Source organism: Chryseobacterium sp. JK1 (assembly GCF_050632815.1).
In the GTDB taxonomy this organism is placed as follows: Bacteria; Bacteroidota; Bacteroidia; order Flavobacteriales; family Weeksellaceae; genus Chryseobacterium.
This window is the reverse complement of sequence record NZ_JBODRU010000002.1, coordinates 452,165-476,465: the sequence shown is the minus strand read 5'-3', so window position 1 is coordinate 476,465 and position 24,301 is coordinate 452,165. Positions and strand designations below refer to the sequence as shown.

Annotated in this window: 18 protein-coding genes; 7 read left to right on the top strand and 11 right to left on the bottom strand. The window is 37.5% G+C overall.

The genetic code is table 11. The features are described from left to right. Positions 1-8: 8 nt before the first annotated feature. From ACQ76T_RS15165 to ACQ76T_RS15130, 8 genes are all read right to left on the bottom strand, one after another. Positions 9-2,162 carry an endo-beta-N-acetylglucosaminidase H gene (locus ACQ76T_RS15165; protein ID WP_431344137.1) on the bottom strand — a complete coding sequence of 718 codons (2,154 nt, stop codon included), beginning with the start codon at positions 2,160-2,162 and terminating at the stop codon, positions 9-11. A gap of 113 nt (positions 2,163-2,275) precedes the next feature. After that, positions 2,276-3,703 (bottom strand): glycoside hydrolase family 125 protein, encoded by a 1,428-nt coding sequence (locus ACQ76T_RS15160; protein WP_431344136.1) that lies wholly within the window; start codon positions 3,701-3,703, stop codon positions 2,276-2,278. Positions 3,704-3,735: 32 nt separating this feature from the next. Continuing rightward, entirely contained in the window at positions 3,736-5,967 is a 2,232-nt protein-coding gene (locus ACQ76T_RS15155) for a GH92 family glycosyl hydrolase (protein WP_431344135.1), read from the bottom strand. A 117-nt stretch (positions 5,968-6,084) separates the two neighbouring features. Beyond that, complete coding sequence (locus ACQ76T_RS15150; protein ID WP_431344134.1) at positions 6,085-7,056, bottom strand: glycoside hydrolase family 130 protein; 972 nt, start codon at positions 7,054-7,056, stop codon at positions 6,085-6,087. Between the two features lie 30 nt (positions 7,057-7,086). Beyond that, positions 7,087-8,385, bottom strand: a complete 1,299-nt coding sequence (locus ACQ76T_RS15145) for an MFS transporter (protein ID WP_431344133.1) — start codon at positions 8,383-8,385, stop codon at positions 7,087-7,089. Between the two features lie 148 nt (positions 8,386-8,533). Further along, positions 8,534-10,159 carry a SusD/RagB family nutrient-binding outer membrane lipoprotein gene (locus tag ACQ76T_RS15140; protein ID WP_431344132.1) on the bottom strand — a complete coding sequence of 542 codons (1,626 nt, stop codon included), beginning with the start codon at positions 10,157-10,159 and terminating at the stop codon, positions 8,534-8,536. Between the two features lie 17 nt (positions 10,160-10,176). Continuing rightward, positions 10,177-13,137 (bottom strand): SusC/RagA family TonB-linked outer membrane protein, encoded by a 2,961-nt coding sequence (locus ACQ76T_RS15135; RefSeq protein WP_431344131.1) that lies wholly within the window; start codon positions 13,135-13,137, stop codon positions 10,177-10,179. Between the two features lie 377 nt (positions 13,138-13,514). Continuing rightward, the gene (locus tag ACQ76T_RS15130) at positions 13,515-14,393 is read right to left on the bottom strand and encodes an AraC family transcriptional regulator (protein WP_422694381.1); all 879 of its coding nucleotides are present in this window, start codon (positions 14,391-14,393) and stop codon (positions 13,515-13,517) included. 186 nt (positions 14,394-14,579) lie between these two features. Here ACQ76T_RS15130 and ACQ76T_RS15125 point away from each other — a divergent pair, with 186 nt between their 5' ends. From ACQ76T_RS15125 to ACQ76T_RS15095, 7 genes are all read left to right on the top strand, one after another. Next, complete coding sequence (locus ACQ76T_RS15125; RefSeq protein ID WP_431344130.1) at positions 14,580-15,446, top strand: helix-turn-helix domain-containing protein; 867 nt, start codon at positions 14,580-14,582, stop codon at positions 15,444-15,446. Between the two features lie 89 nt (positions 15,447-15,535). Next, positions 15,536-15,955: an OsmC family protein gene (locus tag ACQ76T_RS15120; protein WP_077413428.1), complete on the top strand. Its 420-nt coding sequence runs from the start codon at positions 15,536-15,538 to the stop codon at positions 15,953-15,955. Positions 15,956-16,071: 116 nt separating this feature from the next. Continuing rightward, the gene (locus ACQ76T_RS15115; protein ID WP_431344129.1) at positions 16,072-16,677 is read left to right on the top strand and encodes a TetR/AcrR family transcriptional regulator; all 606 of its coding nucleotides are present in this window, start codon (positions 16,072-16,074) and stop codon (positions 16,675-16,677) included. A 10-nt stretch (positions 16,678-16,687) separates the two neighbouring features. Continuing rightward, complete coding sequence (locus ACQ76T_RS15110; protein ID WP_431344128.1) at positions 16,688-17,956, top strand: acetyl-CoA C-acetyltransferase; 1,269 nt, start codon at positions 16,688-16,690, stop codon at positions 17,954-17,956. Positions 17,957-17,967: 11 nt separating this feature from the next. Continuing rightward, the gene (locus tag ACQ76T_RS15105; protein ID WP_255813463.1) at positions 17,968-18,393 is read left to right on the top strand and encodes a PaaI family thioesterase; all 426 of its coding nucleotides are present in this window, start codon (positions 17,968-17,970) and stop codon (positions 18,391-18,393) included. A gap of 2 nt (positions 18,394-18,395) precedes the next feature. Further along, entirely contained in the window at positions 18,396-19,637 is a 1,242-nt protein-coding gene (gene fabF / locus ACQ76T_RS15100) for a beta-ketoacyl-ACP synthase II (protein WP_431344127.1), read from the top strand. 461 nt (positions 19,638-20,098) lie between these two features. Next, complete coding sequence (locus ACQ76T_RS15095) at positions 20,099-21,634, top strand: hypothetical protein (protein WP_431344126.1); 1,536 nt, start codon at positions 20,099-20,101, stop codon at positions 21,632-21,634. Positions 21,635-21,883: 249 nt separating this feature from the next. Here the strand turns inward: ACQ76T_RS15095 and ACQ76T_RS15090 are convergent, their stop codons facing one another. The 3 genes from ACQ76T_RS15090 to ACQ76T_RS15080 are packed head-to-tail and all read right to left on the bottom strand — an operon-like array spanning position 21,884 to position 24,144. Beyond that, positions 21,884-22,363: a hypothetical protein gene (locus tag ACQ76T_RS15090; protein ID WP_431344125.1), complete on the bottom strand. Its 480-nt coding sequence runs from the start codon at positions 22,361-22,363 to the stop codon at positions 21,884-21,886. A gap of 21 nt (positions 22,364-22,384) precedes the next feature. Then, positions 22,385-22,804 carry a Dabb family protein gene (locus tag ACQ76T_RS15085; protein WP_431344124.1) on the bottom strand — a complete coding sequence of 140 codons (420 nt, stop codon included), beginning with the start codon at positions 22,802-22,804 and terminating at the stop codon, positions 22,385-22,387. 11 nt (positions 22,805-22,815) lie between these two features. Then, the gene (locus ACQ76T_RS15080) at positions 22,816-24,144 is read right to left on the bottom strand and encodes a hypothetical protein (RefSeq protein ID WP_431344123.1); all 1,329 of its coding nucleotides are present in this window, start codon (positions 24,142-24,144) and stop codon (positions 22,816-22,818) included. Between the last annotated feature and the right edge of the window lie 157 nt (positions 24,145-24,301).

Here is a 24,301-nt window from a genome sequence, read left to right as displayed (position 1 = left end):
TTGTTTCATTATTTTACCATTAGTTTTTCTGTCTGTTTCAAGCTTCCATCCTGAGATTCGAACTGAAGAATATAGTTTCCACCAGAAAATCGGGTCAGCTCATAGGAGTTATTGCCAGCATTGAGTAATCTTGTGTCTATTATTCTTCCATTAAGATCATAAACCTTCAATTTTCCTTTGCTGTATTCGTCTGGGACGGATATCGTAAGGATGGATGATGTATTTGCCGGATTAGGATATAGTTGTATTGAGGTTTTACTGTTTATCAGTCCACCATCAAGCGCCTTTTGATTTCCTGTATTTCTTGCCAGTTTTGAAGTTCCGGTTGCACAAGGCAGATCTGTTCCCCAGTTGGAAGCATCAACACCCGTTAATGTTAGGCTAACTCCATTTCCTGAGCTGTCCTGAACTGTAGAACCACTTCCTTCATTAAACTTCCAGTATGCTGCCAATGAAGAGGCCGGAACTGATACATTACACATATTCTGACTGATCTCTGTCTGAGTTAATGCCCGTTTCCAAACTCTCATTTCATCTATTTTTCCATTGAAATTTCTAGATGTACTGTACAAATATCCTACATTGAATGCTCCATTTGAGGTAACGCTTCCGGTTTGTGCTTTAGTGGTGTCCAGTGTTCCGTTGATATAAATTTTCATATTGGCTCCATCATAAGTTGCCGCAACATGATACCATGTATTCGCATTCAAAGCTGTTGCAGAAGCCAGTTTTTGCTGCACATTATTGATACTTACCACAAACTGAAGCTTATTATTGGCAAGACTGGCATCTCCCAATCGTAAGAATGCAGAATTGCTGTCACTTACCTCGGTTCCCATGATAGAAGAAATGTATGGAGAAGCCGATTTGAATGATGAAGGTTTGATCCAGCCTTCAAAAGATAACGCAGAACCACTCAGATTAAGATTTCCGGCTGCTCCCGATTCAGTGCTACCATCCAGAGATAAAGCGTAAGATCCTGTAGGTGTTGTTCCTGAGCTGCTTTTAAATCTTGGAGCGAACATATAGGTGCTTTTCACACTGCAGTTGGTTCTGATTCTCCAGTCGTATTCAGTATTGGCTGCTAATCCGGAAATCGTTACAGAAGTAGATCCGGTTGCAGATACCGCATTCGTCCAGGTAGTTGAAGAAGCTGGCTTATAATCAATATCATAAGTATTGGTTCCTACTGCAGACCAGTTCAGTTTTGCACTGGCTCCTGTCACATTACTGGTGTACAGCCCAATTGGAGCATCACAATTTGTACCTTGCGTCCACGATTGTAAAGTTCCGCTCAGTACTGTTGGCTGTCCATATAGCGTTTGAGTTCCTGCTGAAAGTTGTGCTGTCTCATTGGTTCCGTGAAGATCATACCACATAAATACTCCGTATCCGCCATTTTTTGTCTGCGTTGCCAAACTGGTGGTTGTAGAATTGGAAGTATTTCCCATCCATACTGCTGCCGGAGAAATTTGTGCTTTGGTAAGCGGAGGTACATTGGGAACAGAGAATGTACCGTACATCGCATTCCAGCTATAGTTCACATAATCTCCTACCCTGATTCCGTTCCAGGAAAGTCTTGAAGATGCGGGACCATAATAATAGAAAGATATTATTTTATCCGGCAAAAGAGCTTTCAGTTCCTGTACAAGCATTACAAATGAGCTGTCATTAGGCTGTCCTGTTCCATTTTGCCCATAATCGGAGTATTCATCATCAAAATCAATTCCATCTAAACCGTAAGTATTCACTGTATTGGCTAGCTGCTGTGCAAAATCTTTAGCCGATTCACGGGTTGGGAAATTGCATATTCCTGCGCCCTGATGGTTTCCCAAAACAGTTAACACCACTTTAATACCTTTCTGCTGAAGGGGCTTTATGTAGGTATCTGCATTGGTAAGTACCTTGGTTACATTATTATTAGAATAAAGATAGGCTCTTCCACGGCTGGTATCGTAATTGATGTTGGCCGCAAAAATATTCACCACATTAAACAGATAACTGTTTGATGTCTGCAGTTTGTACGCTCCTGCATTCAGGAGGTTGTTGTTGTTCACTTCCACATAGCATATTCCTGTAGGATTAAGCTGTTGTGCATTAAGCAGGGAACCGGATTGAAGCATCATGGCTGTCAGTACGGTAAAGATGGATTTTTTTTTCATTGTATAATCTTTTGGTGATGTTTTTCAGTGTTAAAATTTTATACAGCAATCCCCTGATATTCTTCTTTTTCAAGAAAAATACCTCAACATAAAAGGCGATATAAAAGGATGGATTATGTCAGCAAATCCGGATTTTCATTAAAGGTTTTCCATAACAATTCTCCAAATAAGGTATTGGACCAAGCAAACCATTCTCTGGTGAATTTCTTATCGTTGTCTTTATGGAAGGACTCGTGCATGAAGCCTGTCCCGCCGTGCGTTTTCTGTAAGGTATCTATACACCATCTGATTTCACCTTTATCTTTGGTGGTGAGCGCTTTCATAATGATACTCATTGGCCAGATCATATCCAGTCCGATATGTGGTCCTCCTATTCCTTCTGCCAGCTTCCCTTTGAAGAAGAATGGGTTGTTTTCCGACCACACAAACTTTCTTGTGTTCAGATAAACAGGGTCATCAGCTTTTACCGCATCCAGATAAGGAAGTCCCAGTAAGCTTGGGCAGTTCGCATCATCCATCAGATTATAGCTTCCAAAACCATTGACTTCAAAAGCATAGATTTTTCCAAATTCAGGATGATTGTAAATTCCGTATTTTTTGATGGCTGCATCTACCTCATCAGCAAGACTGTTCAACTGCTGAGCCAACGTTTTTTCATTTTTAATCTGAGCAACCATTTCTGCTGCCTGGCGTAAGCTAACTACTGCAAATAAGTTTGAAGGGATCAGGAATCCGTAAATAGTAGCATCATCACTTGGACGGAACATAGAGCTGATCAATCCAACTGGTTTTGTTGGGTATCCGTATCCTCCCATAGGGATTCCATCGGTTGCCCACGCTGTTGTACGTTCAAATTGATAAGGTCCAAGATTATGCTTTCTCTGCTGCTCTGTAAAGGTTTGTAAGGTCAGTTTAATTCCCTGTAACCATTTATCATCAAAAGGTTTTGTATCTCCGGTTGTTTTCCAGAAGTGGTAAGCCAGACGGATAGGATAGCAAAGTGAATCAATTTCCCATTTTCTTTCATGGGTTCCCGGTTTCATATCGGTATGGTCATATTCCTTCCACTTACTGATCTTCTGATCGTCATTGTAGAAAGCATTTGCATAAGGATCTTTCAGGATGAAAGTCGTTTGTTTGCGAATAACTCCTGAGATCAACTTGTGAAGTTTTTCATCTTTTTTAGAGAACTGCAGGTATGGAAAAACCTGTGCAGAACTGTCACGAAGCCACATGGCATCAATATCCCCGGTAATTACATAGGTATCGGGCGTTCCATTATTTTCACTATAGAAAACAGTAGTATCTAATGTATTGGGGAAGCAGTTTTCAAAAAGCCAGCTTAGCTCTTTGTTTTTAACCTTCTTTTTAAATGTTGCAATGGCATTTTCTACGGACTCGCTGGTAAAATGTCTTTTGTCTTTAGGAACACGGACAACCGGAAAATCGTCCAATACTAAATTTTTAGCAAAAACATTCTGAGTAAACAGCAATCCGGCTCCTGCCAATGCACTTGTTTTAATAAAATTTCTCCTTTCCATTGATACTTTTGTTTCGTTTATTTTTATTAGTTTTATTTTACCGGTTTACTTCCCATTACAAATCTCAGTTCGCCACCGTTCATGATATCACTGTGATTCAGTTCCCAGCTTTTGTATTCTTTTCCGTTCAGGAACATCTTCTGTACATAGATGTTCTTGTCAGATATCTTGTCTGCAATGACAGTAAAAGTTTTTCCGTTTTCCAACTGCAATGAAGCTTTGGGGAATTGTGGTGCTCCGATAGCATAAACTGGTTTCCCCGGTGTCACAGGATAGAATCCTAATGATGAGAAGATATACCATGCCGACATCTGGCCGCAGTCTTCGTTATTAACGATTCCGTCAGGTTTAGCGGCGTACATATTGTCTCGGATAAATTTTACCATTTTCTGGGTTTTGTAAGGACTTCCTGCGTAATTGTACAGGTATGGAACGTGATGTCCAGGTTCGTCTCCGAATCCTAAGGACCCAATAAATCCTGAAATATCTACGTGCTGCTCTCCTTCCATATGCAACGCTTCTGTAAAGGTTTTATCCAGTTTTTCTTCAAATCCTTTTTTCCCTCCGTACAGATTCATCATTTCATCAATTTGATGAGGAACAAAGAAATCATATGCCCAGATGTTTCCGGAAACCCAGTGTGGCTGTAGTTTTTTCCAGTCGTTCAGTGTGAAATCTGCTAAGAATTTACCATCTTTCTGTCTTGGCCAGAAGTGGTTATTTTCTTTATTGAAGGTATTCAGGAAGTTCATAGAACGTTTTCTGTATACTTCCGCTTCGTCTTTTTTACCTAATTTTTCAGCAAGTTGTTGAATGCACCAGTCATCATACGAATATTCAAGTGTTGCTGAAACTGAAGCCCCGTTTTCTGATGGGGTATAACCTAATTTGATATAATCATTAAGACCTCCGCCACCATCGCTGCTGCTCATTTTGTCTGTTAAAGAAGCGTCTTTCATGGCTGCAAATGCTTTCTCGGCATCAATACCCGGAACTCCTTTAGAAATGGCATCCCAGATTACTGAAACACTGTGATATCCTAGCATACAGAAGTTATCATATCCGCAAAGCTCCCAGATAGGCATGTGATCTTTACGATCTGTGTATCTGCTGATCAGAGAATTGGCAAATTCTTTTGTATGTTTCTGATCCATAATGGTCAATAATGGATGTGTTGCTCGGAATCCGTCCCAGTAAGAATAGGTACTGTAGTTGGTAAACCATTTGGTATTCATGTTTTCCTGAGCGGCAACATAGTCTCCATTGGTATCCATGTAAAGGTTTGGAGCAATGAATGTATGGTAAACTCCGGTATAGAAAATTTTTCTCTGGCTGTCTGTACCTCCTGTTACCTGAAATCTGCCGATTAAATCTCTCCAGGTTTTTTGTGCTGTTTCTTTTGCCTGTGCAAAATTGATATTTTTAGCTTCCGTATCGAAGTTTTCCTGTGCGTTTTCTGTACTTACCGGAGACAGAGACACTTTTACTTCAATGCTTTCCTGATCTTCTGTTGAGAATCTTACAAATGCTTTAGCATCTTTGGCAAGGGCAATTTTTTCATCATTTTTGATTTTTCCGTCAGCATAAACGCCGTAAGACTTAAACGGTTTGGAAAACTCCATCACGAAGTAAGCAAATCGTTTACCTCCCCAGCCATTGCTGTAACAGTAACCTTTGATTTTATTATTGCCTTCTACACTTACTAAAGTATGGTAGATATTTCCGAAGATCTTATTGGTAGGATCGATAATGATATTGGCTTCATTACTCTTCGGGAAAGTATATTTATGAAACCCTACTCTTGGTGAAGCAGTAAGCTCTGCTTTAATTCCGTAGCTATCTAACATTACGGAATAATATCCCGGAGACGCTATTTCTTTATCATGGGTAAATTTTGACCGGTAACCTGTCTCAGGGTTTTCTTCAGATCCGGGAACCATTTTTACCTGTCCTACTGTAGGCATTACCAGAATATCGCCAAGGTCTGCCCATCCTGTTCCGCTAAGGTGGTTATGACTGAATCCCATGATCGTTTTACTGCTGTAGTGATATCCGGAACACCAGTCCCAATCGCCACTTTTTGTATTCTGATCCGGGCTTAGCTGAATCATTCCAAATGGCGTGGTTGCCCCTGGAAATGTATGTCCATGTCCGCCTGTTCCTATAAAAGGATCTACCCAGGATAAAACATCGTTTTTATTTTGCTGGGCACTGGCTACAGAAATCAGGGTGGTAAAAAAGCAAATTAGCAGTTCTTTTTTCATGATAAGAGAGGTATCGGAATTTTTTTTGTTTAAAAATAGGAAAACCATTATAAAATTCCCAGTAAATGGGAAAAATTAAGATGATTAACCTATTTTCCTAAACTTATTATTACTAGATTAAATTGAATTTTTTTTCATGAAATCAATAATTTCTGAGATATATCCAAACGCGATAGCAACTACGGTATCAGCAGCACCATAATATACTGTCACTTTATCTCCTTCCGTTAATGCTGCACAAGGGAAAACCACATTGGGTACATCTCCTGTCAGTTCATACAATTCAGCCGGAGCCAATAGATAAGGCTTCGTTCTGTATAATACTTTTGTAGGATCTTCAAGGTCTAGCAAAGCTGCTCCCATTGAATATCTGAATCCTCTGCAAGTATTAATTACTCCATGATAGAAAAGTAACCATCCTTCTTCTGTTTTGATAGGAACCGGTCCGCCACCAATCTTTGTACACTGCCATGCACTGTCTTCAAAAGGTGTCACTTTCATCACGCAACGGTGTTCTCCCCAGTACTTCATATCAGGACTGTAGCTGATATAAATATCACCGAAAGGCGTATGTCCGTTATCACTCGGACGGCTCAACATGGCATATTTACCATTGATTTTTTCAGGGAACAAAACTCCGTTTCTGTTGAAGGGAAGGAATGCATTTTCGCACTGGAAAAATTCTTTAAAATCAAAAGTATAGCCAATTCCAATGGTTGGCCCATTGTAACCGTTACACCATGTGATCCAGTAACGGTCTTCTATAAAGGTTACACGGGGATCGTATTTGTAATCGGATTCAATCATGTCGGTATTTCCTGCCTGCATTTCAATAGGATCGTGATTGATGTCCCAATTGATTCCATCTTTACTGAAACCTGCAAAAATATTCATCTGCACCGCTTTGTTATCACAACGGAACACACCGGCAAATCCATCTTCAAAAGGAATTACCGCACTGTTGAATACACTGTTGGATGTTGGTATCGCATATCTGTTAATGATCGGGTTTTCGGAAAACCTCCACATGATATCATTACAACCTTCCGGGCGATCCTGCCAAGGGATCATTACTGATTGAGCTGTCATAAAGTATTTTTTACTTTTATTTTTTTATTATTAATTGATTTGTTGTTCTTTCTGATTTTCAGGATATGGGAAGGGAACAAATAGAGTGACTAAAAACGCAGGAATGGTAGCTATCAATACCCATATAAAGAACATTTTGTACCCGATCCCGTCGCTGATCATTCCACTGAACATTCCGGGAATCATGACCCCAAGATTCATAATTCCTGTTGCAAATGCGTAATGGGCTGTCTTATGTTTTCCGGGTGCGATCTGCTGCATCATGTAGAGCATTAATCCTACAAACCCAAATCCATAGCCAAAGTATTCTACGACTACTGCAATTGCTACTGGTAACAAATCAATAGGCTGATAATGCGCTAGTAATGCATATACCACAAAAGGAATATTGAATGCGCAACATAGCCATATCAAAGATCTTTTCAGTCCTCTGGCCGAGATAAAATATCCTGCCAATACGGAACCCAGAATGAATGCTGCAGAACCGTATGTTCCATAAATAAGTCCGATATCGGAGGTAGATAATCCTAATCCTCCTGAAGTTCTTGGAGCTTTAAAAAATAAAGGGGCAATTTTAATCGCAAATCCTTCTGCAAAACGGTACAGAATAATAAAGAGGATGGACCACAGAATATTCTTTTTGGTAAAGAAAGAGGTAATAACTTCCAATAGTTCTTTACGGACATTTCCTGCATTTTTCTCTTCTTTCTGCTCTTCTTTATTTTCTTTAGGCAAAATCAGATAATGATAAATTGCCAGTACAAAAAACAGCAATGCATAAATAATCATAATGATCATCCAGGCATGCGTAACTCCTTTTGTTTTTTCTAAAAAGCCTGCAAAATAAACCAATGCTCCGCTACTGATGATCTTTGCCAAATTGTAAAAAGCTCCCTGCCAACCAATATATTTGGCCTGTTCTTTATTGGTAAGAAATCCAATATAAGTTCCATCTGCAACCACATCATGAGTGGCTCCACAAAATGCCACTACGGCAAAAAGGGCAATACTGTATTTGAAAAAATCCTGCAAAGGCAGACTTAACGCGATCAGAGCAAAGAGAATACCTATGGCAAACTGGGTAACAACAACAAAGAACTTTTTGGTTTTATAGATTTCCAGGAAAGGGCTCCAAAGAGGCTTCAATGTCCAGGAAAACAAAATAAGGGCAGTCCAGAATGTGATCTGCGAATCCGAAACACCCATATCTTTATACATGATCCCTGAAACCGCATTAATGGTTACAAAAGGAACTCCCATTGCAAAATACAATGTGGATATCCAAAGGATCGGCTGAATACGACGGGTTCCGGAGTTGTTTTTTCCCATATTAAAAGAAAGATTCTAAATAAAAGAGAACATCTCAAAAGTTCATTCCGGCTAAAAACGAAACTATAAATTTTGGAGATTTTATTCCCCTGCCTCAATGAATGAATGTAATTTTGAGATGTCTCTGTGTTTGAATAATTTTGATTTATTATTTCTTATCCCACCATAATCTGGTTCCGCCAGTATCAGGGCCACTAAGGGTTTGTACCGCTTGCTGATAATTATATAATGACGTTTTGGTATCGATAGTGAATGGGATTCTTCGAATCATTGCATCAGTACTAATCAATCCTCCACTATCATTTTTTCTTACCTTGAAAAGAATTGGATATCCTGTTCTTCTCTGCTCTGCCCATGCTTCAGGTCCGTTTGGATAAAGAGACAACCATTTTTGGGTAATGATTCTTTCCAATTTTCTTTCGTTGGTATCACCATTATTCCATGCGATAGTGATGGTACTTAGTTGAGAGTTTCCTAAAGCTACATTATTAGCAGCATTTTTCGGATCAACATACGGTGCTTCCGTAGAAGTTGTATCCGTAAGATAACTAGCAACGCTTGCACTTTTCCCCCACTCTCCGAAAGACTGCTGAACTCCTGTAGTATAGTTGGTCTGAATATCACCTGCACCTGCATATCCTCTTAAAGCGGCCTCCGCTTTCAAGAACCATGTTTCTGCAGCAGTGAATAGTTTCATTTTACCGTCAGTCCCGGAAAAATAATCTCCGTTAGCTGATTTTGCCTGTGGCTGAGAGAACCCTCCATAAGTAGACTTACCGTTTAACAGATCTATTCCCTGACGTACTCCAATATATTTTCCTTGTACAGCAGCATCATTTGCAGGAATGGCATAAGCCGATAGCCTTGGATCATTATATCCGTTCATATAGGCCATTAAAGGTGCTCCTATTAGGCAATCTCCCCATGAATAAATGATAAAGCTTAGTTCTGATTGTCCTACACTAAGCAAAGCATTATCTGCATTATCTGTAATCAATCCTGCTGATGAAGCCAATGCCTCTTCTGCATATTGTTTTGATTTCACAGGGTCAGCATAACTCATTCTCATCGCTAACCTCAATTTCAATGAATTGGCCAGTTTTGCCCATTGAGCCATATTTCCACCATATACTAAGTCAGCACTTTTTAGTGACGTTTTGTCTTCCACATTTTGTGTTGCAGAAGTGGCAAGCACCTTTTGTAGGTCAGTAATGGCAGAGGTAAGATCAGCAACAAAGTAGTTATAGGCATCCTGCTGGGAATCAAAATCGGTAACTCCATTAGGATTTGGTTTTTCATATTTGCTATATACAACAGGGCCGTGACTATCTGAAACTCTTGCCGCCGTAATGACTTTCAGAATTTTTTTCACAGCAAGTGTCCCTGTAAAATCGATCCCTGGATAATTTCCTTTAGCAGCATTATCAATAATGATAGAGTAATTAAAAATATCCTGCTGTCTTGCAATAATCCTGTTATTCCATCCATCCATCATAGAGTACGTAAGATTATTCACACCACCATTAAATGGTGTTGCTGTACTAAACATACCACTATACATATCTGCACTAAGGTTAGGATATAGCTGATAATCTGCTTGTAATCCTCTCTGTATAGATTTCATAGGATTAACAATAGCGATAAAATCTGCGTAAAAATTTTCAGGCCCTCCTAATTTTTCCTGATTATATTGGTCAAAGTCGTTGGTACATGCTGAAGAAGCAAGTAGTACTACAGCTCCAAATACCAATGTTTTAATATGATTGATTTTCATTTTCTTAATTGTAAAAGTTAGAAGTTCGCTTTAAATGATAATCCGATAGATCTGGTAACCGGCAACCCAAATGAGTCTACCCCTACCCCTCCAGGTGTATTTCCTGATACCTGCTCCGGATCAAATGGTGCTTTTTTGTAGAAGAAAAATAAATTCGTTCCCACTAAGCTTACCGTTGCATTCTTCATATATTTTGAATTAATATCAAATGTATATGAAATAGAAGCCTGACGTAAACGTATTGTGGTTGCACTGTACAAATAAGCTTCATCAATTCCTTTTGCATATCCTTCAGTAGTTCCCACCGTTTTATAATAGTCTTGAGGATTAGTTAATCCAGTATACGCTTGTCCTGCATTTGGGGTTCCGGGCGCATATACAGCATTTGGAATAGACACTCCTCCTCTGTCCCTTGCGTCAGCACTAGCCTGGCTTACACCATACAAATCATTGGCTTTTTCTGTAAGAGACAATACTTTTCCTCCAAATTTTCCATCAATTAGGAAAGATATTCCTAATTTACCAATATTAAAAGAGTTATTGAAACCCATGATAAACTTAGGGTTAGGATTTCCCAGATAAGAAGGAGTACCTTCTGCCAATGGAACCCCCTTTTCATCTACCAAAATATGCCCTTGATCATCTCTTCTGAATTTGATTCCATAAAGATCTCCGAAAGAACCTCCTAATATAAGTTTTGTATACTCACCTCCTCCGGCAAGTGAGAAAAATGCTCCTTCCGGAATAGAAAGACTTGAAGGGAATAGCTCAACAATCTTATTTTTGTTGGCAGAGGCATTTACTGTAGCTGTCCATCCAAATTTCTCTGAATTGAAAATTTTATAAGATAATGAAGATTCAAAACCTGTATTGCGGATTTTTCCAGCGTTAATGTAGTATGATCCTGGAGCCAATCCTCCTAAATAGGAAGAAATTGTTGTTTCCAACAACTGGTTACTGGTATTGGAGTTGTAATAAGTAATGTCAAAATTCAATCTGTTATTTAACAATCTCAACTCAGTTCCGGCTTCAAAGGTTTTGTTAAGTTCCGGCCTTGGAAGTAATGCTTCAAAACCAGGACCTGTAGCAAAAGAACTCTTAGGATATATAATTGTTCCAGCATCTACCCCATAAACATATCCTTTATTATATTCCACCATCGCATTGGTAATGTTGGTAGGTAATCCTAGTCCAACCGTTGCATAAGACCCTCTTACTTTCCAGAAATTAATAACTTCCGGAAGTTTGAAAATAGAAGACAATATAGCATTGGCTCCTACAGATTCATAATCAAACCCCGTTCTTCCTGTTAATGCCAAAGTAGAATCCCAGTCGTTTCTAAATGTCATATCCACATAGAACATATTTTTGTATCCTACTGAAGCACTTGCAAAAACAGACTGTACCTGTTTTTTCATATTTGTATAGGTATTATGATATCCATCTCCCGGCGCTCTGTTAATATTCCACTGAAGGTTATTTAATGTGAATAGGTTAGGATTCGCTAAATAAGCATTATCAATTTGTCCTATTTTATTTCTTGTGGTATTAATACTTCCTCCTACGGTAAAATCTAAAGAAATAGACTCACTTATCTTAGGACTACCAATCAACAAAACATCTCCATAAGTAGAAGAGTTCTCATATGTATTTTTAAGCATTCTACCATTAAGCCCATTAGCCAGTAAGCTCGGCGCTGAGAATGCTGCAATATCACGCTGACTGTCTGAAATATTCCAACTATAATTCCCTCTTACTCTTGCTGATAACCATGGATTAATCTGATAAGAAAGCGCAAGTGCCCCATATGCGTTTTTATTACTCACCGTAACTGGATTCCTATTTAAGATCCAATAAGGATTCTGTGTTACCGGATTTCCTTTGAAACTTCCGTCCGGGTTTACTTCCCACCAATTCTGAGCTGGTAAAAATCTGGTTTTATCCAAATAAGAATAATTATCCGGACCATATTGGTCAAAATTCACTCCTCGTGGTAGCCAGTACAAACTTGTTAAAGGAGAAAAAGAAGCTCCAGGAGTTTGTCTGTTTTTACTCTCTTGTAATGAACCAATAAAGTTAGCATCCAATGTCAATTTATCATCTAAAAATTTGCTCGAATTTCTGAAAGAGATATTATATTGATCAAAGTAAGACATTGGAACCACTCCTTTGTTGGTAGTATTTCCTACAGAGAAATAATTCGTAGACTTTTCATTTCCTGACTGGAATGAGAGACTGTTTACCCAAGTCGTTCCTGTTTGCAGAAAATCTTTAAGATAGTCTTTAGACTCTCCTTTTGCTCCCCAACTTTCCACAGATTGACCAGGAGTTTGCCCTGGCACAGAAGGATCATAAGACAAATAACTGTGCTGTAGCTTTGGAAGACTATATGCTCTGTCAACAGTAAGACTAGAGCTGTAGGTAATAGTACTTTTACCAGCACGTCCTTTTTTAGTTGTAATCAAGATTGCCCCATTTCCTCCGGCAGATCCATACAATGCAGAAGCAGAGGCCCCTTTCAGAAAATTCATGCTTTCAATATCATCAGGATTGATGGAACTTAAAACATCTCCCGGATCCGGCATATTAGAATACTGTCCAATATCTGCTGATTTACCAGTTCCATTGATAATAGGAATTCCATCGATTACATACAACGGCTGTGTATTATTTACAGACTTATTTCCTCTCATTATAACCCTTACGGAGCTTCCTACACCATTAGTTCTGTTGATCTGTACATTGGAAACTTTTCCGTTAATTGAATTTAAAAGGTTGGGAGTTTTTACTTCAGTAAGCTCATCCCCACCAATCTGCTGACTGGAATACGTCAAAGAGCGCGCTTGCCTCTTGATCCCCAAAGAGGTGACCACGACCTCCTGAATAGTGTTTGTTTTCGCTGTGTCAGCCACTTTTTTCTCTTGTGCAGTAGCAGAAAGTGAAAAAACGAACAGAATGGGTATAACTGCTTTTCTCATAAGGTTTAGATATAGTTAGATTTAATTGAGAATCAATTACATTGCTTCATATTATAATGCAGAAATTATATTGTTTTTTTAGCAATATTTTATCATTTATGCATTAAAATATTTAAAGTTTTCTTAAGATTTAATTCACATTGACAAATCTAAATTTTGTAGTCAGTCTGATATAATACTATTTTATCATAAAACGATATTATTTTTTCATAACCTTTGCAAAAAGGCAAATAAAACCCTAAATATCAATAAAATACCACACTGAAAAAGCAATCAAAAAAAAGAGGATTTATCTTACTATTTTGCCTTATTTTGACAAAATAGTATCGGGAAAATCTTGAGAAAGTACAGAAAACTGAGATTTTTTTTAACAGAAATTATTCAATTTTTTTAACTCCCTTAAACTGTTCTTTAAATTCTGTTGGAGTTGTCTTTTTTATAGACTTAAAAACTTTGTTGAAATTCGCAATATTATTAAAACCAGCTTCAAAAGCAATTTCAAAAACGGTAAGATTTTTCTCCATCAGCCATCGCGCCGCATAGCTGATCCGTATTTCATTAAGGTAATTAACGAAGGTTTTCCCCGTTCGCTTTTTTATAAAACGGTTGAAAGTTACATTACTCATATTCACCAAAGAAGCAACATCGTCCAGCGTTATTTTATTCTCAAAATTTTTGTGAACAAAATCATGTACAATTTTCATTTTGTCATTATCCCCAAAAGTCTCAAGCTCAATACTATATGATGAAAGCAAAGTTCTGTCTTCAGCAACAGCCAGTTCGTTCAAAATCTTCATAATTTCTATGAAAGACTCAAAACTGTTCATTTTAGAGAGATTAAGAAATGAATCTTTCAGTTTTTCAGCCGTTTCAGTAGAAAAAAGAATACCCCGGATGGAGTCTTTCATCAGATTATTGATGGGTTTCAGGATATTTTTCTGCATCATAGACTGATTAAAGAAATCCTGATTGAACTGAATGGTAATCTCGTGAGTTTTCCTGTTTTTACATCTGTAATTCGCCCAGCAATGAGGTAAATTGGGACCAATAAGTACCAGTTCTATATTTCCGATTTCTCCCGTATGATCACCAATCATTCTGCGATATCCTTTTCCTTTGTACACAAAATTGATCTCAATTTCCGGATGATAATGATAAGGAAAATCAAATGATGCTTTTATCCTGTCAAACACGAGAAAACTATCCTCAGGAGATAGTGGAGTTATTTCTCTCAGAATATTTTCTAATTCGCTCATGCAGGCAGTTTTGAAAAAAGATTAAAATATAAGGTATGGTACAAATATTTGTAAAAATGATAAAATAAAATCAATGTAAAAACATATTTTCATTTTTTTTATACTATTTTGACAGAAGAATAGAACATCAATAATTTAATAGGTTTGAAATCATGCTTTTTTGTATCTTTAAACTAAAGTTAAAATATGCCACAACCGCTTATTTTTGAAGATCATTATAAAAGACTGGGACTTGAAAAATTCTCGGAAAGCCATCTGGAAAACATCAATGGCGATCAGTTCAGGATGTATATTAAGGTGTTATTTATTCCCGCAAACTATGAACTAACGGTAGATTTTAATCATTATCTCACAAAAAAACCTTCACTTTTCTTTGTAACCAACCAACATCTGACCATAGAAAAAGGAAAAGAAGAAGCAACACTTCTTTATTACAACCGGGATTTTTACTGTATTCAGATTCATGACAAAGAAGTTGCTTGTGATGGACTTCTCTTCCACAATATTTTTGAAATCCCTTTTGTGGAACTTGATGATTCAGAAACAAAACAGATCAGAGAATTATTCCAAAACATCGAACACGAGATTGAGCAGAAAGAATCTTCCGCAGAAGAAATGATCCGAACGTATGTGAAACAGATCATTATCCGGGCCACAAGAAAATGGAAAGCACAAAATCTCCACCATGAGTTTACCAAAAATACGGGTAACGAACTGGATATTTTCAGGGATTTCAGCAGATATCTGGAAATTCATTTCAGAGTAAAGCACAATGTCTCCGACTATGCAGATCTGCTTCATATGGCCCCTAAAACATTAACACACAAATTTAAAAGTTTACAACTGGAATCTCCCAATCAGCTTATTATCAATAGAATTTTACTGGAAGCCAAAAGATTATTGTTGTATACTGATAAACCCGTAAAAGAAATTGCTTATGATCTTGGCTATGAAGACCCTGCTTATTTCAACAGACTTTTTACCAATAAAACAGGCAACACTCCTGCTAATTTTAAAAAAAATTATTCTTCGGGAAAAAAGTACAATATTTAAGCCTTTTTATCTATTGAATTAGATGTACTACTACTCTACCTTTGTATCATCAAAATCAAACAATATTAAAAAACAAAAAAACAAACATTATGAGACGTAACGCAACAGCCGTTTGGAACGGAACCATTAAAGAAGGAAAAGGACATTTAACTACTCAAAGTACTACGTTAAACCAAACTCAATATTCTTTCAACAGCCGTTTTGCTGACGGTGTAGGAACAAATCCTGAAGAACTATTGGCAGCAGCACACGCAGGATGCTTTACTATGAAACTGGATGCAGAACTTTCTCAGGCTGGTTACAATCCTGAAGAGCTGAAAACAACTTCTGTGATCACTCTTGATCCTAACATTGGAAAAATAACCAAGTCTGAATTGACCTTAACAGCAAAAGTACCGGGAATTTCAGAAGAAGAATTCCAAAAGTTTGCGAAAATAGCAGAAGAAGGATGCCCGGTAAGTGCAGCTTTCAATTTTGAAATTACGCTGAACGCTACTTTAGAGCAATAAGCAGCTTAGATAACATACATTAAATCTGGGTACTTACATCACTCAGATTTAATTTTCAAATAAAATATACCGCTTGGTATATTTTTGTATATTTGCATTATATTTTAATACAAACAATGTCAAAGGCAGAAAAAACAAAACAATTTATTATTGAGAAAACAGCAACTTTGTTCAACACAAAGGGCTACATATCTACCTCACTGTCAGACATCACCCAAGCAACAGGTCTGACAAAAGGAAGTATTTACGGAAATTTTGAAAATAAAGATCAGGTTGCCATTGAAGTATATAAATACAATGCAGCCCAACTGAGCAAAATTATGAGCCGATCATTTGGAGATCAGTATCCAACTTCTATCGATAAGCTCCGTGCTTTTGTAGATTTTTACAGAAAAAACTGGCGTTCGGTATTTTCCAGTGGAGGATGTCCTCTAATGAATGCTGCAACAGAAGCTGATGATTCTTTTCCTGTGCTTAAAAAACAGGTTCAAAAATCTTTTGAAGCCTGGACAGCGAGAATAACAGCCATCATTCAGCAAGGTCAGGAGAATGAAGAATTGAATAAGACAATAAATGCTGAAGAATACGCATCCTTATTTGTGATGCTGATTGAAGGAGGAATTTTACTTTCAAAAACTATGGATGATGAAAAGTTTCTGAATCAGGCCCTGGATAAGATTAGGGAGATGATTGATCATGAACTTAATATTCTTCCATCATAAATTTCACCTTATGGAAACAAAAAAAGTGGCAATAGTAGGATACAACAGAATTCCGTTTGCCAGAATGAATACTGCTTATACTGAGCAAGGAAACCAGGATTTACTACTGGCTTCACTGAATGGTTTGATTGACCGTTATTATCTGAAAGGCAAACTGCTTGGAGAAGTTGCCGGCGGAGCCGTAATCAAACATATTACTGAAAGCAACCTCATCAGAGAAACAGTCATGAACACGTCTTTAGATCCTGCTACTCCTGCTTGTGATCTTCAACAGGCTTGTGACACAGGAATAGAAGCAGCTATTTATATCGGAAATAAAATTGCTTTAGGACAAATCGAAAGTGGAATTGCCTGCGGAGTAGAAGCGATGAGCAATATTCCTTTTGAATCTTCACCAAGGCTGAGAAAAGCTTTACTGAAAGCTAATAAAGAAAAATCAGGATGGGGGAAAATAAAACAACTGTTAACTCCCAAATTGAAAGACTGGATGCCGATCCCTTATAAAGGACAGGAGCCTAAAACTGGTTTGGTGATGGGTGAACATACAGAAATTACAGCCCAATATTATAAAATATCCAGGGAAGAACAGGATGAACTTGCTTTTAAAAGTCATCAAAATATGGCAAAAGCTTATGATGAAGGTTTCTTCGATGATATGATATCACCAGCTTTTGGTCTGGAGAAAGACAATAATCTTCGCCATGATACCAGTCTGGAAAAGTTATCACAGTTAAAACCTGCTTTTGATAAACAAAACGGGACTTTAACAGCAGGAAATTCCACGCCTTTTACTGATGGGGCTTCAGCGGTTTTATTAGCCAGTGAAGAATGGGCAAGAGCCAATAATCTTCCAGTTTTAGCCTACATCACTTTTTCTGAAATTGCAGGAATTGAATATGTTGAAAATAAACAAAACCTTTTACTGGCACCTGTTTTCGCTGCAGAAAGGATGCTGAAAAAAGCAGGAATGACTTTGGAAGATTTTGATTATTATGAAATTCACGAAGCTTTTGCTGCACAGGTTTTAGCTACTATTAAAATTTGGGAAAACGACGACCTTGCCAAGCGTTTCGGACTGGAAAAATCATTAGGAAAAATAGATAGAAGTAAACTGAATGTAAAAGGAGGAAGCCTGGCCGCTGCCCATCCATTTGCTGCAACAGGAGGTAGAGTAATAGCAACTCTTGCAAAACTACTTCATGAAAAAGGCAGTGGAAAGGGATTCATTTCTATTTGTGCAGCACGAGGACAAGGGGTAACGATGATTTTAGAAAAATAAAAATTGAAAGTATGGATAGATTAGCACAGTTAAAACAATTCATCGGTAAAGAATTTGATCAGTCACCATCTCCTTTTATGAAATGGCTCAACCCTATTGTTCTTTCTGTAGAGGAAGGGCAATTGGAGTTTCAGTACACCATAAGACCCGAATGGCTGAATCCTATCGGAAATCTTCATGGCGGAGTGACGGCAGCTATTATAGATGATGTGATAGGGGCCACCATGTTTTCTTTAAACGAAAATTCTTTCATAACTACTATAAATAATGTCATTGATTATTTTTCAACTGCAAAAGAAAATGATAATATTGTAGCTGAAACTAAAATCATTAAAAGAGGAAAGCAGTTCGTCAACGCGCAATGCGAAATATGGAACGCAGACAAAACCCGGCTAATAGCGAGAGGAACCTCCAATTTATTCAAAATCAATAACTAAGTATGAAAAGAGTTGTCATTACAGGTCTTGGCGCAGTGACGCCTTTGGGAAATAATGTCGAAGAATTTTGGCAAAACAGCATCAATGGAGTAAGCGGAGCCAATAGCATCACGCACTTCGATACAGAAAAATTTAAAGTAAAATTCGCTTGTGAGGTTAAAAATTTTGACCCAAAACTTCATTTAACACACAACGAAATCAAAAGAAGTGATCTATTTTCACAATATGCAATGTATTCTACTGCGGAAGCATTGAAAGATTCAGGACTTGAACTGGAAAACATGGATCCCTTTGATATTGGAGTTATCTGGGGGACAGGACAGGGAGGAATGTGGACTTTCGAAAGCGAAGTAATGAATTTCGCCAACGGAGACGGAACACCAAGGTTCAACCCGTTCTTTGTACCTAAGTTTATTGCTAACATGGCTTCAGGGATGATTTCTATGAAATTCGGACTTCAAGGAATCAATTATACTACCATTTCAGCTTGTGCCACAGGAAATACAGCACTGATGGATGCTTTCAACTACATCCGTCTTGGAAAAGCTAAAGTGATTGTAAGCGGTGGTTCTGAAGCGGCTATTTCGCCAGCCTCTATTGGGGGGTTTTCCATCATGAAAGCGATGTCTACAAGAAATGACGATTTTGCTACAGCAAGCCGCCCTTACGATGCAAACAGAGATGGTTTTGTAATGGGTGAAGGTTCAGGAACATTAATTTTGGAGGAATATGAGCACGCAAAAGCAAGAGGAGCAAAAATCTATGCAGAATTGGCAGGAGCAGCTATGACAGCAGATGCTTATCATATGACCGCACCACATCCTGATGGCGTTGGAGCAATTAAAGCAATGCAATTGGCACTTAATGAAGCTGAAATCAATATAGATGATATTGATTATATTAATCCGCATGCTACTTCTACTCCACTTGGAGATCTTGTTGAACTGAATGGTATCAACAAATTATTTAAAGGAAGTAAAAATCTTGACATCAGTGCTACGAAATCTATGACGGGCCATCTGTTGGGAGCTGCGGGAGCTGTTGAAGCGATCATTTCCATTAAAGCAATTCAGAATGGTATTGTTCCACCAACCATTAATCTTCATTCTATTGATGAGAATATTCCGCAGGATATTAATATTGTATTTGGAGAAGCAAAAGAGAAGAATATTAATTATGCTTTGAGTAATGCTTTTGGTTTTGGAGGTCACAACGCAACGTTGATTTTCAAAAAGTTCAGCTAATTCTCGTATTAAAATAAATTGAAATCCCTGTGTTTTTGCACAGGGATTTTTTGTTTATTCTATAAATAAGAAGTAATAGTTTACTGATTAAAAAAATCTTTAAAAATCAATTATAATACGACTTCTTTTGTCGCTAACCGTCAATATTTTTGTTTCAGTAAAAATCTTGCAAGAGTTTACAAAATAATTATTTAAAAAGAAAAAATGATGTATAGCTTCAACATAATGACACAGAAGACTCTTTTTACTCCCCTTACTCCGGCTTGTATTTAACAGAGTGGAAATCTCAAAAATCGGATCCGAAGTGGAGGGCTAAATCTATAAAAACACCACTACGCAAAGGGTGAAAACGAAAAGAGTGTAATGTTATTCAAGAAACATTAACATCCTAATTATGTGAGCAATTTAGCATTAATACTTCAAAAAAAATCATATTTAAAATAACAAAAAACAAAATTAATATGTCAATACAACTTGTAAATCCCGCTACCAATGAAATGTTGAATTATTACCCTACGACAACATTTCTTCATAACAATAACTTACCTATTCCATCAAATATTAATAATGACGATGGAGTTATTTATCTTGAACATTCCGGAAGCACCTATGTCCTTGAAGAATTTATGGGAGGCCATCCTATTAATGTAAGAAGATTCGGAATTGACAGCAATGATAAAGGCTATACTTCAGCTGCCATCAATAAAGGAATAGAGTTGGCGAGAAAATACGATTACAAATCTATATATATTCCCAGCGGAGATTATAATATATCTGAAACGATCAAAATAGATGTTCAAAATTATACAACGATCAGAATTGATGGGAATTTAAAAGTAAGTGAATCACTGAAAGACAATGCTATATTTATAGGACCTACGCTCCATACTAAAGAAAATCCAGTTCCTCCCGTAGTAAATTCTTTAGTAGGCCTGAATATTCAAGGGCTTAATTGTGAAAAAGGTAAATATAACGCATCAGACAATACTATTGGAGTAAAAATCAATAATATCATTGCTTCTTCCATTGAAATCAAAAGAGTATACGGATTTGATATAGGAGTACTTTTGTATTCTGATAAAGGCAGCGGAGGTGGTATATCTTATAATACCTTCCAGCTTAATCATCTTCATGATAATAAAATCAGTATAAAATTTGAAAAAGCGCCTGGTGATGGATATATTAATGAAAATATTTTTTACGGCGGAACCTTCAATCATAGTACAGATTTTCCAAAGGTTGAAACGTACCACATCTTGATGGAAAATAATAAAGAGAACAAGAATCCCTATAATAACAACAGATTCTTTTATCCTTCTTTTGAAGACAATGATCCCGAGAATGCTAAAGCAGCAAAAATATCCGGAGAGAGCAATACCATTGTAGGACCTAGAATGGAAAACCCGGCTAATCCTGAATATGAAATTATTTTCGATACAGATTCTAAAAGATGTCAGGTTATTTCCAAAGGTTTTGGTCTTTATAAAGGTTGTGTAAAAAATCTTGGCCAGGAAAATTCTTACGAAACCAATAGTGGCAATCTCCTAACAACAAACTCGGAAAACCCTGTATTAACGTTACAAAACAAGGCTTCTTCAGCATTTATACTTTATAGTGGTTTAGATATAAACGATAAGACAGTTTTCTCTGTGAACGGTGAAGGAAAAGGATTTTACAGCAATTCTGTATATGCGGAACAGGGATTCAGATGGACAACTTCTGACGGAAGCAAAAATGACAGAGGTCTTTTCTCAGGAAGTGGAGATCCTTCCATTTCCGCTAATCCGGGAAGTATCTATATTAATAACAACGGAGGAGATAAAATGCTTTGGGTGAAAACAACAGGAAGCAGCTCCACAGGCTGGAAACTGATAGGAACACAGGCTGCACCTCTTACCGCAACTATTCCTACTACTCCGGTTACAGCACAGGATGTATGGAATAGATTACATGATCTGGAGGAGAAACTTAAAGAAGCAGGCTTACTATCTTCTTAAATTAAAAATAAATAATCTTTTAATTGTAAAGAGTTCGATATTCTATCGGACTCTTTTTTTACATTTTGGATCATTACTTTGAAAAGAGAATTGACCACAGATTTACGCAGATTTTCACGGATGTTTATGGTTACACTGACTGTAAAAATCTGATAAGAATGATGTTAACAGAAAAGGAAAAGCAGCCAAAAATGACTGCTTCAAACATAACGAATCTATATATTCTCTGTAAAGAGAGTGTATTACAACCTATTTAGCATCCGGTACAAAAAAATCATCTGCATTTTCAGCGATAGGAATATACAGTCTTTCCCATTCTTTGCTTTTTACCATATCCCAACTGTGCCCGGTTCCTTTAAGGTCTTCAGCAAGAAGAACAACCCCTGGTTTTATCATAAAAGTAGAGCCATCCGTTACTTTAAATCTGATATTCCCTTTAATGGTAATCACATATTGTCTTCTTGGTGCAGGGTGAGCATTCTTTTCCCATTCTTCCGTTTTGTTGCTCATCCAGAAAGTGGTAGTGTTCATATGTTTAAGAGTGGGTATTTTCCCTTTTTCAAAAGAACATGAACCATCGGGGTTATTGATCAGTCTGACAGCAGGGATAAATTCGGTGGAAGTTTCCGAAGTTACGCTTACATTTTTATGGTTTTTATGTTGTGCATTCATAAATCCTACAGTACTTACTACTAAAACAAGGCTAAGACCTTTGATGAAATTTGTCATTATAAATTTAATTTTTTATTTTTAATTATATACCGTGTCGTGAACCATCATTTTTTCAAAAAACGGTTTGTATTTCTGGACTAATGCCAGATGTTCCGGGAGTTTTCCATAGGCTTCCAATTCCTCAAGGCTGTCAAATTCCATAGAAGCGTTGTAGGTAAATGTATTGTCCAAAACACTTCTTGGACTCGAAGCAGCGGGTTTTCCGTAACGAAGATTTTTCTGGTAAGGCAGTTTTTTAAGACCTTCAAAAAAATTCTCAAACTCTTTCACTTCTGACGCTGAAAGATCTTTTCTCAGCCAGAACAACAAATAATGGAAGTACACTTTTTTCTTTTTTATGGGGTTAAACATGGGTAAAGCAGAGGCAAACATATTTCCGGAAACCAGAAGTAAGGCAGAAGCCTGTACGGATCGGAATAAAAATTTTCTTCTTTCCATAATTCTATATTTTAATTAAAATCTATTCTGTATTTCAGTACAAACTGCCATTTTCTATCAGAAACCACCGCATTATTGGAAGGATCGTTGGTATAAACGGGTCTGTTTTGAGCATCAAAAGTTAACCTTGAAGACATTCCGTTCAGTAATAAAGAAATTCCGGCATCGTATACCACGGCATTGTCATGAAGCCCTTTGAGATCAGAAAGCTGTATTCCCACTGCAGGCTGAAGCTGAAGGTTTTTCTTTTCTTTATTTAAATAAGGAAGTGTTCCTCCAAGCTGTACGTAGTAGGTATTTCCGGTCCCTATAACAGGCATTGCATTTCCGGCTCCGTTAAGACTTGCCTGTGTAACATCTACAGAAGTTGCAGGGTTATTGGTTCCTACATACCGAACATAGTTGGGTCCATAATCATTATGCATTGCCATTCCGTAGGCGCTTATCGAGGTTCCTTTTTCTTTGTTGAGAGGAGCATCGTAAAATAAATCTACAGCAAAGCTTTTCATATCGTCATTCACTGTATTTTTCCCGGCGTCCATGTGCCATAAGGCATTGTGGATGTAATCAAATCCAGCTCCCAAGCTCAATACATTCTTTTTCCCAACATAGGTTCCCGAGTTAAAAGGAGTTGAAATATTTTCTGTATCAAAGAAAGCATATCTGAAATATCCTGAAAAGTCTTTCCCTGGAGAATTTTTGCTGAAAGTCGCCAAGTTCATTTTCGGATCTCCTGTGGCCATAGTGTAAGGATCTGCTACTACCAAACGATAGTCAAACTTCCCTAGCTGACCTTTGATATAGGCACTTAGTTCCCTCACGGTATAATCTGTAGCTCCGGCATTGGATGTTGCATAGGCGGGAAGATCATATAACAGAGTATTCAACGGTCCAGTTGTAAATCTTGAAAGTCCTCGCCATGTAGAACGTCCTGCTCCAAAGGCAATTTTATCATTAAAAGAATATTCAGCATAAGCATCCAACAGGTCGAAATAGTTACTTGCTTTAGCATTCACGTTCACATTGGTGGTTCCTCCCTGTAATACAAACATTAACTTTTCAGTCGGTTTATAGGTCATTTTCACACGAACTCTACGAAGGGAAAGGTCAGACAGATCTGATTTTGCTTCATTATTCACAAGGCTTCCCGGGTTAAGCTGCGCATACCTGGCCCATAGTTCAGCATATCCGCTAAGGGAAATGTATCTTGAATGATCATCATTGAAATAATGTGTCAATCCGGGATTATTAAAATCATTTTTCTTCTGAGCTTCCAATTTTCCCATGATTCCCATTAGGGAAAGTAAAGCAAGTCCGGTTCTGAAAGAGTTAGTCTTCATAATTTTCTATTCTTATCTTTTTGTTGATTTCAACGGGACAAAATTAGATCGGGAAAGCGCCGGCAGGTATTAGAAATCTATTAGAAACCTTATAGAAAACTATTAAAAAGGTTAATCTTTTCTGATAAAAGGAAAATATGAAATACCTTTGTACAGG

Bases quoted from the DNA above. Each gene is read 5' to 3' on its own strand.
- ACQ76T_RS15095 (WP_431344126.1), top strand. From the start codon at position 20,099: ATGTCAATACAACTTGTAAATCCCGCTACCAATGAAATGTTGAATTAT.
- ACQ76T_RS15155 (WP_431344135.1), bottom strand. From the start codon at position 5,967: ATGAAAAAAGAACTGCTAATTTGCTTTTTTACCACCCTGATTTCTGTA.
- ACQ76T_RS15080 (WP_431344123.1), bottom strand. From the start codon at position 24,144: ATGAAGACTAACTCTTTCAGAACCGGACTTGCTTTACTTTCCCTAATG.
- ACQ76T_RS15105 (WP_255813463.1), top strand. From the start codon at position 17,968: ATGGATAGATTAGCACAGTTAAAACAATTCATCGGTAAAGAATTTGAT.
- ACQ76T_RS15120 (WP_077413428.1), top strand. From the start codon at position 15,536: ATGAGACGTAACGCAACAGCCGTTTGGAACGGAACCATTAAAGAAGGA.
- ACQ76T_RS15145 (WP_431344133.1), bottom strand. From the start codon at position 8,385: ATGGGAAAAAACAACTCCGGAACCCGTCGTATTCAGCCGATCCTTTGG.
- ACQ76T_RS15115 (WP_431344129.1), top strand. From the start codon at position 16,072: ATGTCAAAGGCAGAAAAAACAAAACAATTTATTATTGAGAAAACAGCA.
- fabF (WP_431344127.1), top strand. From the start codon at position 18,396: ATGAAAAGAGTTGTCATTACAGGTCTTGGCGCAGTGACGCCTTTGGGA.
- ACQ76T_RS15140 (WP_431344132.1), bottom strand. From the start codon at position 10,159: ATGAAAATCAATCATATTAAAACATTGGTATTTGGAGCTGTAGTACTA.
- ACQ76T_RS15130 (WP_422694381.1), bottom strand. From the start codon at position 14,393: ATGAGCGAATTAGAAAATATTCTGAGAGAAATAACTCCACTATCTCCT.
- ACQ76T_RS15165 (WP_431344137.1), bottom strand. From the start codon at position 2,162: ATGAAAAAAAAATCCATCTTTACCGTACTGACAGCCATGATGCTTCAA.
- ACQ76T_RS15160 (WP_431344136.1), bottom strand. From the start codon at position 3,703: ATGGAAAGGAGAAATTTTATTAAAACAAGTGCATTGGCAGGAGCCGGA.
- ACQ76T_RS15150 (WP_431344134.1), bottom strand. From the start codon at position 7,056: ATGACAGCTCAATCAGTAATGATCCCTTGGCAGGATCGCCCGGAAGGT.
- ACQ76T_RS15090 (WP_431344125.1), bottom strand. From the start codon at position 22,363: ATGACAAATTTCATCAAAGGTCTTAGCCTTGTTTTAGTAGTAAGTACT.
- ACQ76T_RS15085 (WP_431344124.1), bottom strand. From the start codon at position 22,804: ATGGAAAGAAGAAAATTTTTATTCCGATCCGTACAGGCTTCTGCCTTA.
- ACQ76T_RS15125 (WP_431344130.1), top strand. From the start codon at position 14,580: ATGCCACAACCGCTTATTTTTGAAGATCATTATAAAAGACTGGGACTT.
- ACQ76T_RS15135 (WP_431344131.1), bottom strand. From the start codon at position 13,137: ATGAGAAAAGCAGTTATACCCATTCTGTTCGTTTTTTCACTTTCTGCT.
- ACQ76T_RS15110 (WP_431344128.1), top strand. From the start codon at position 16,688: ATGGAAACAAAAAAAGTGGCAATAGTAGGATACAACAGAATTCCGTTT.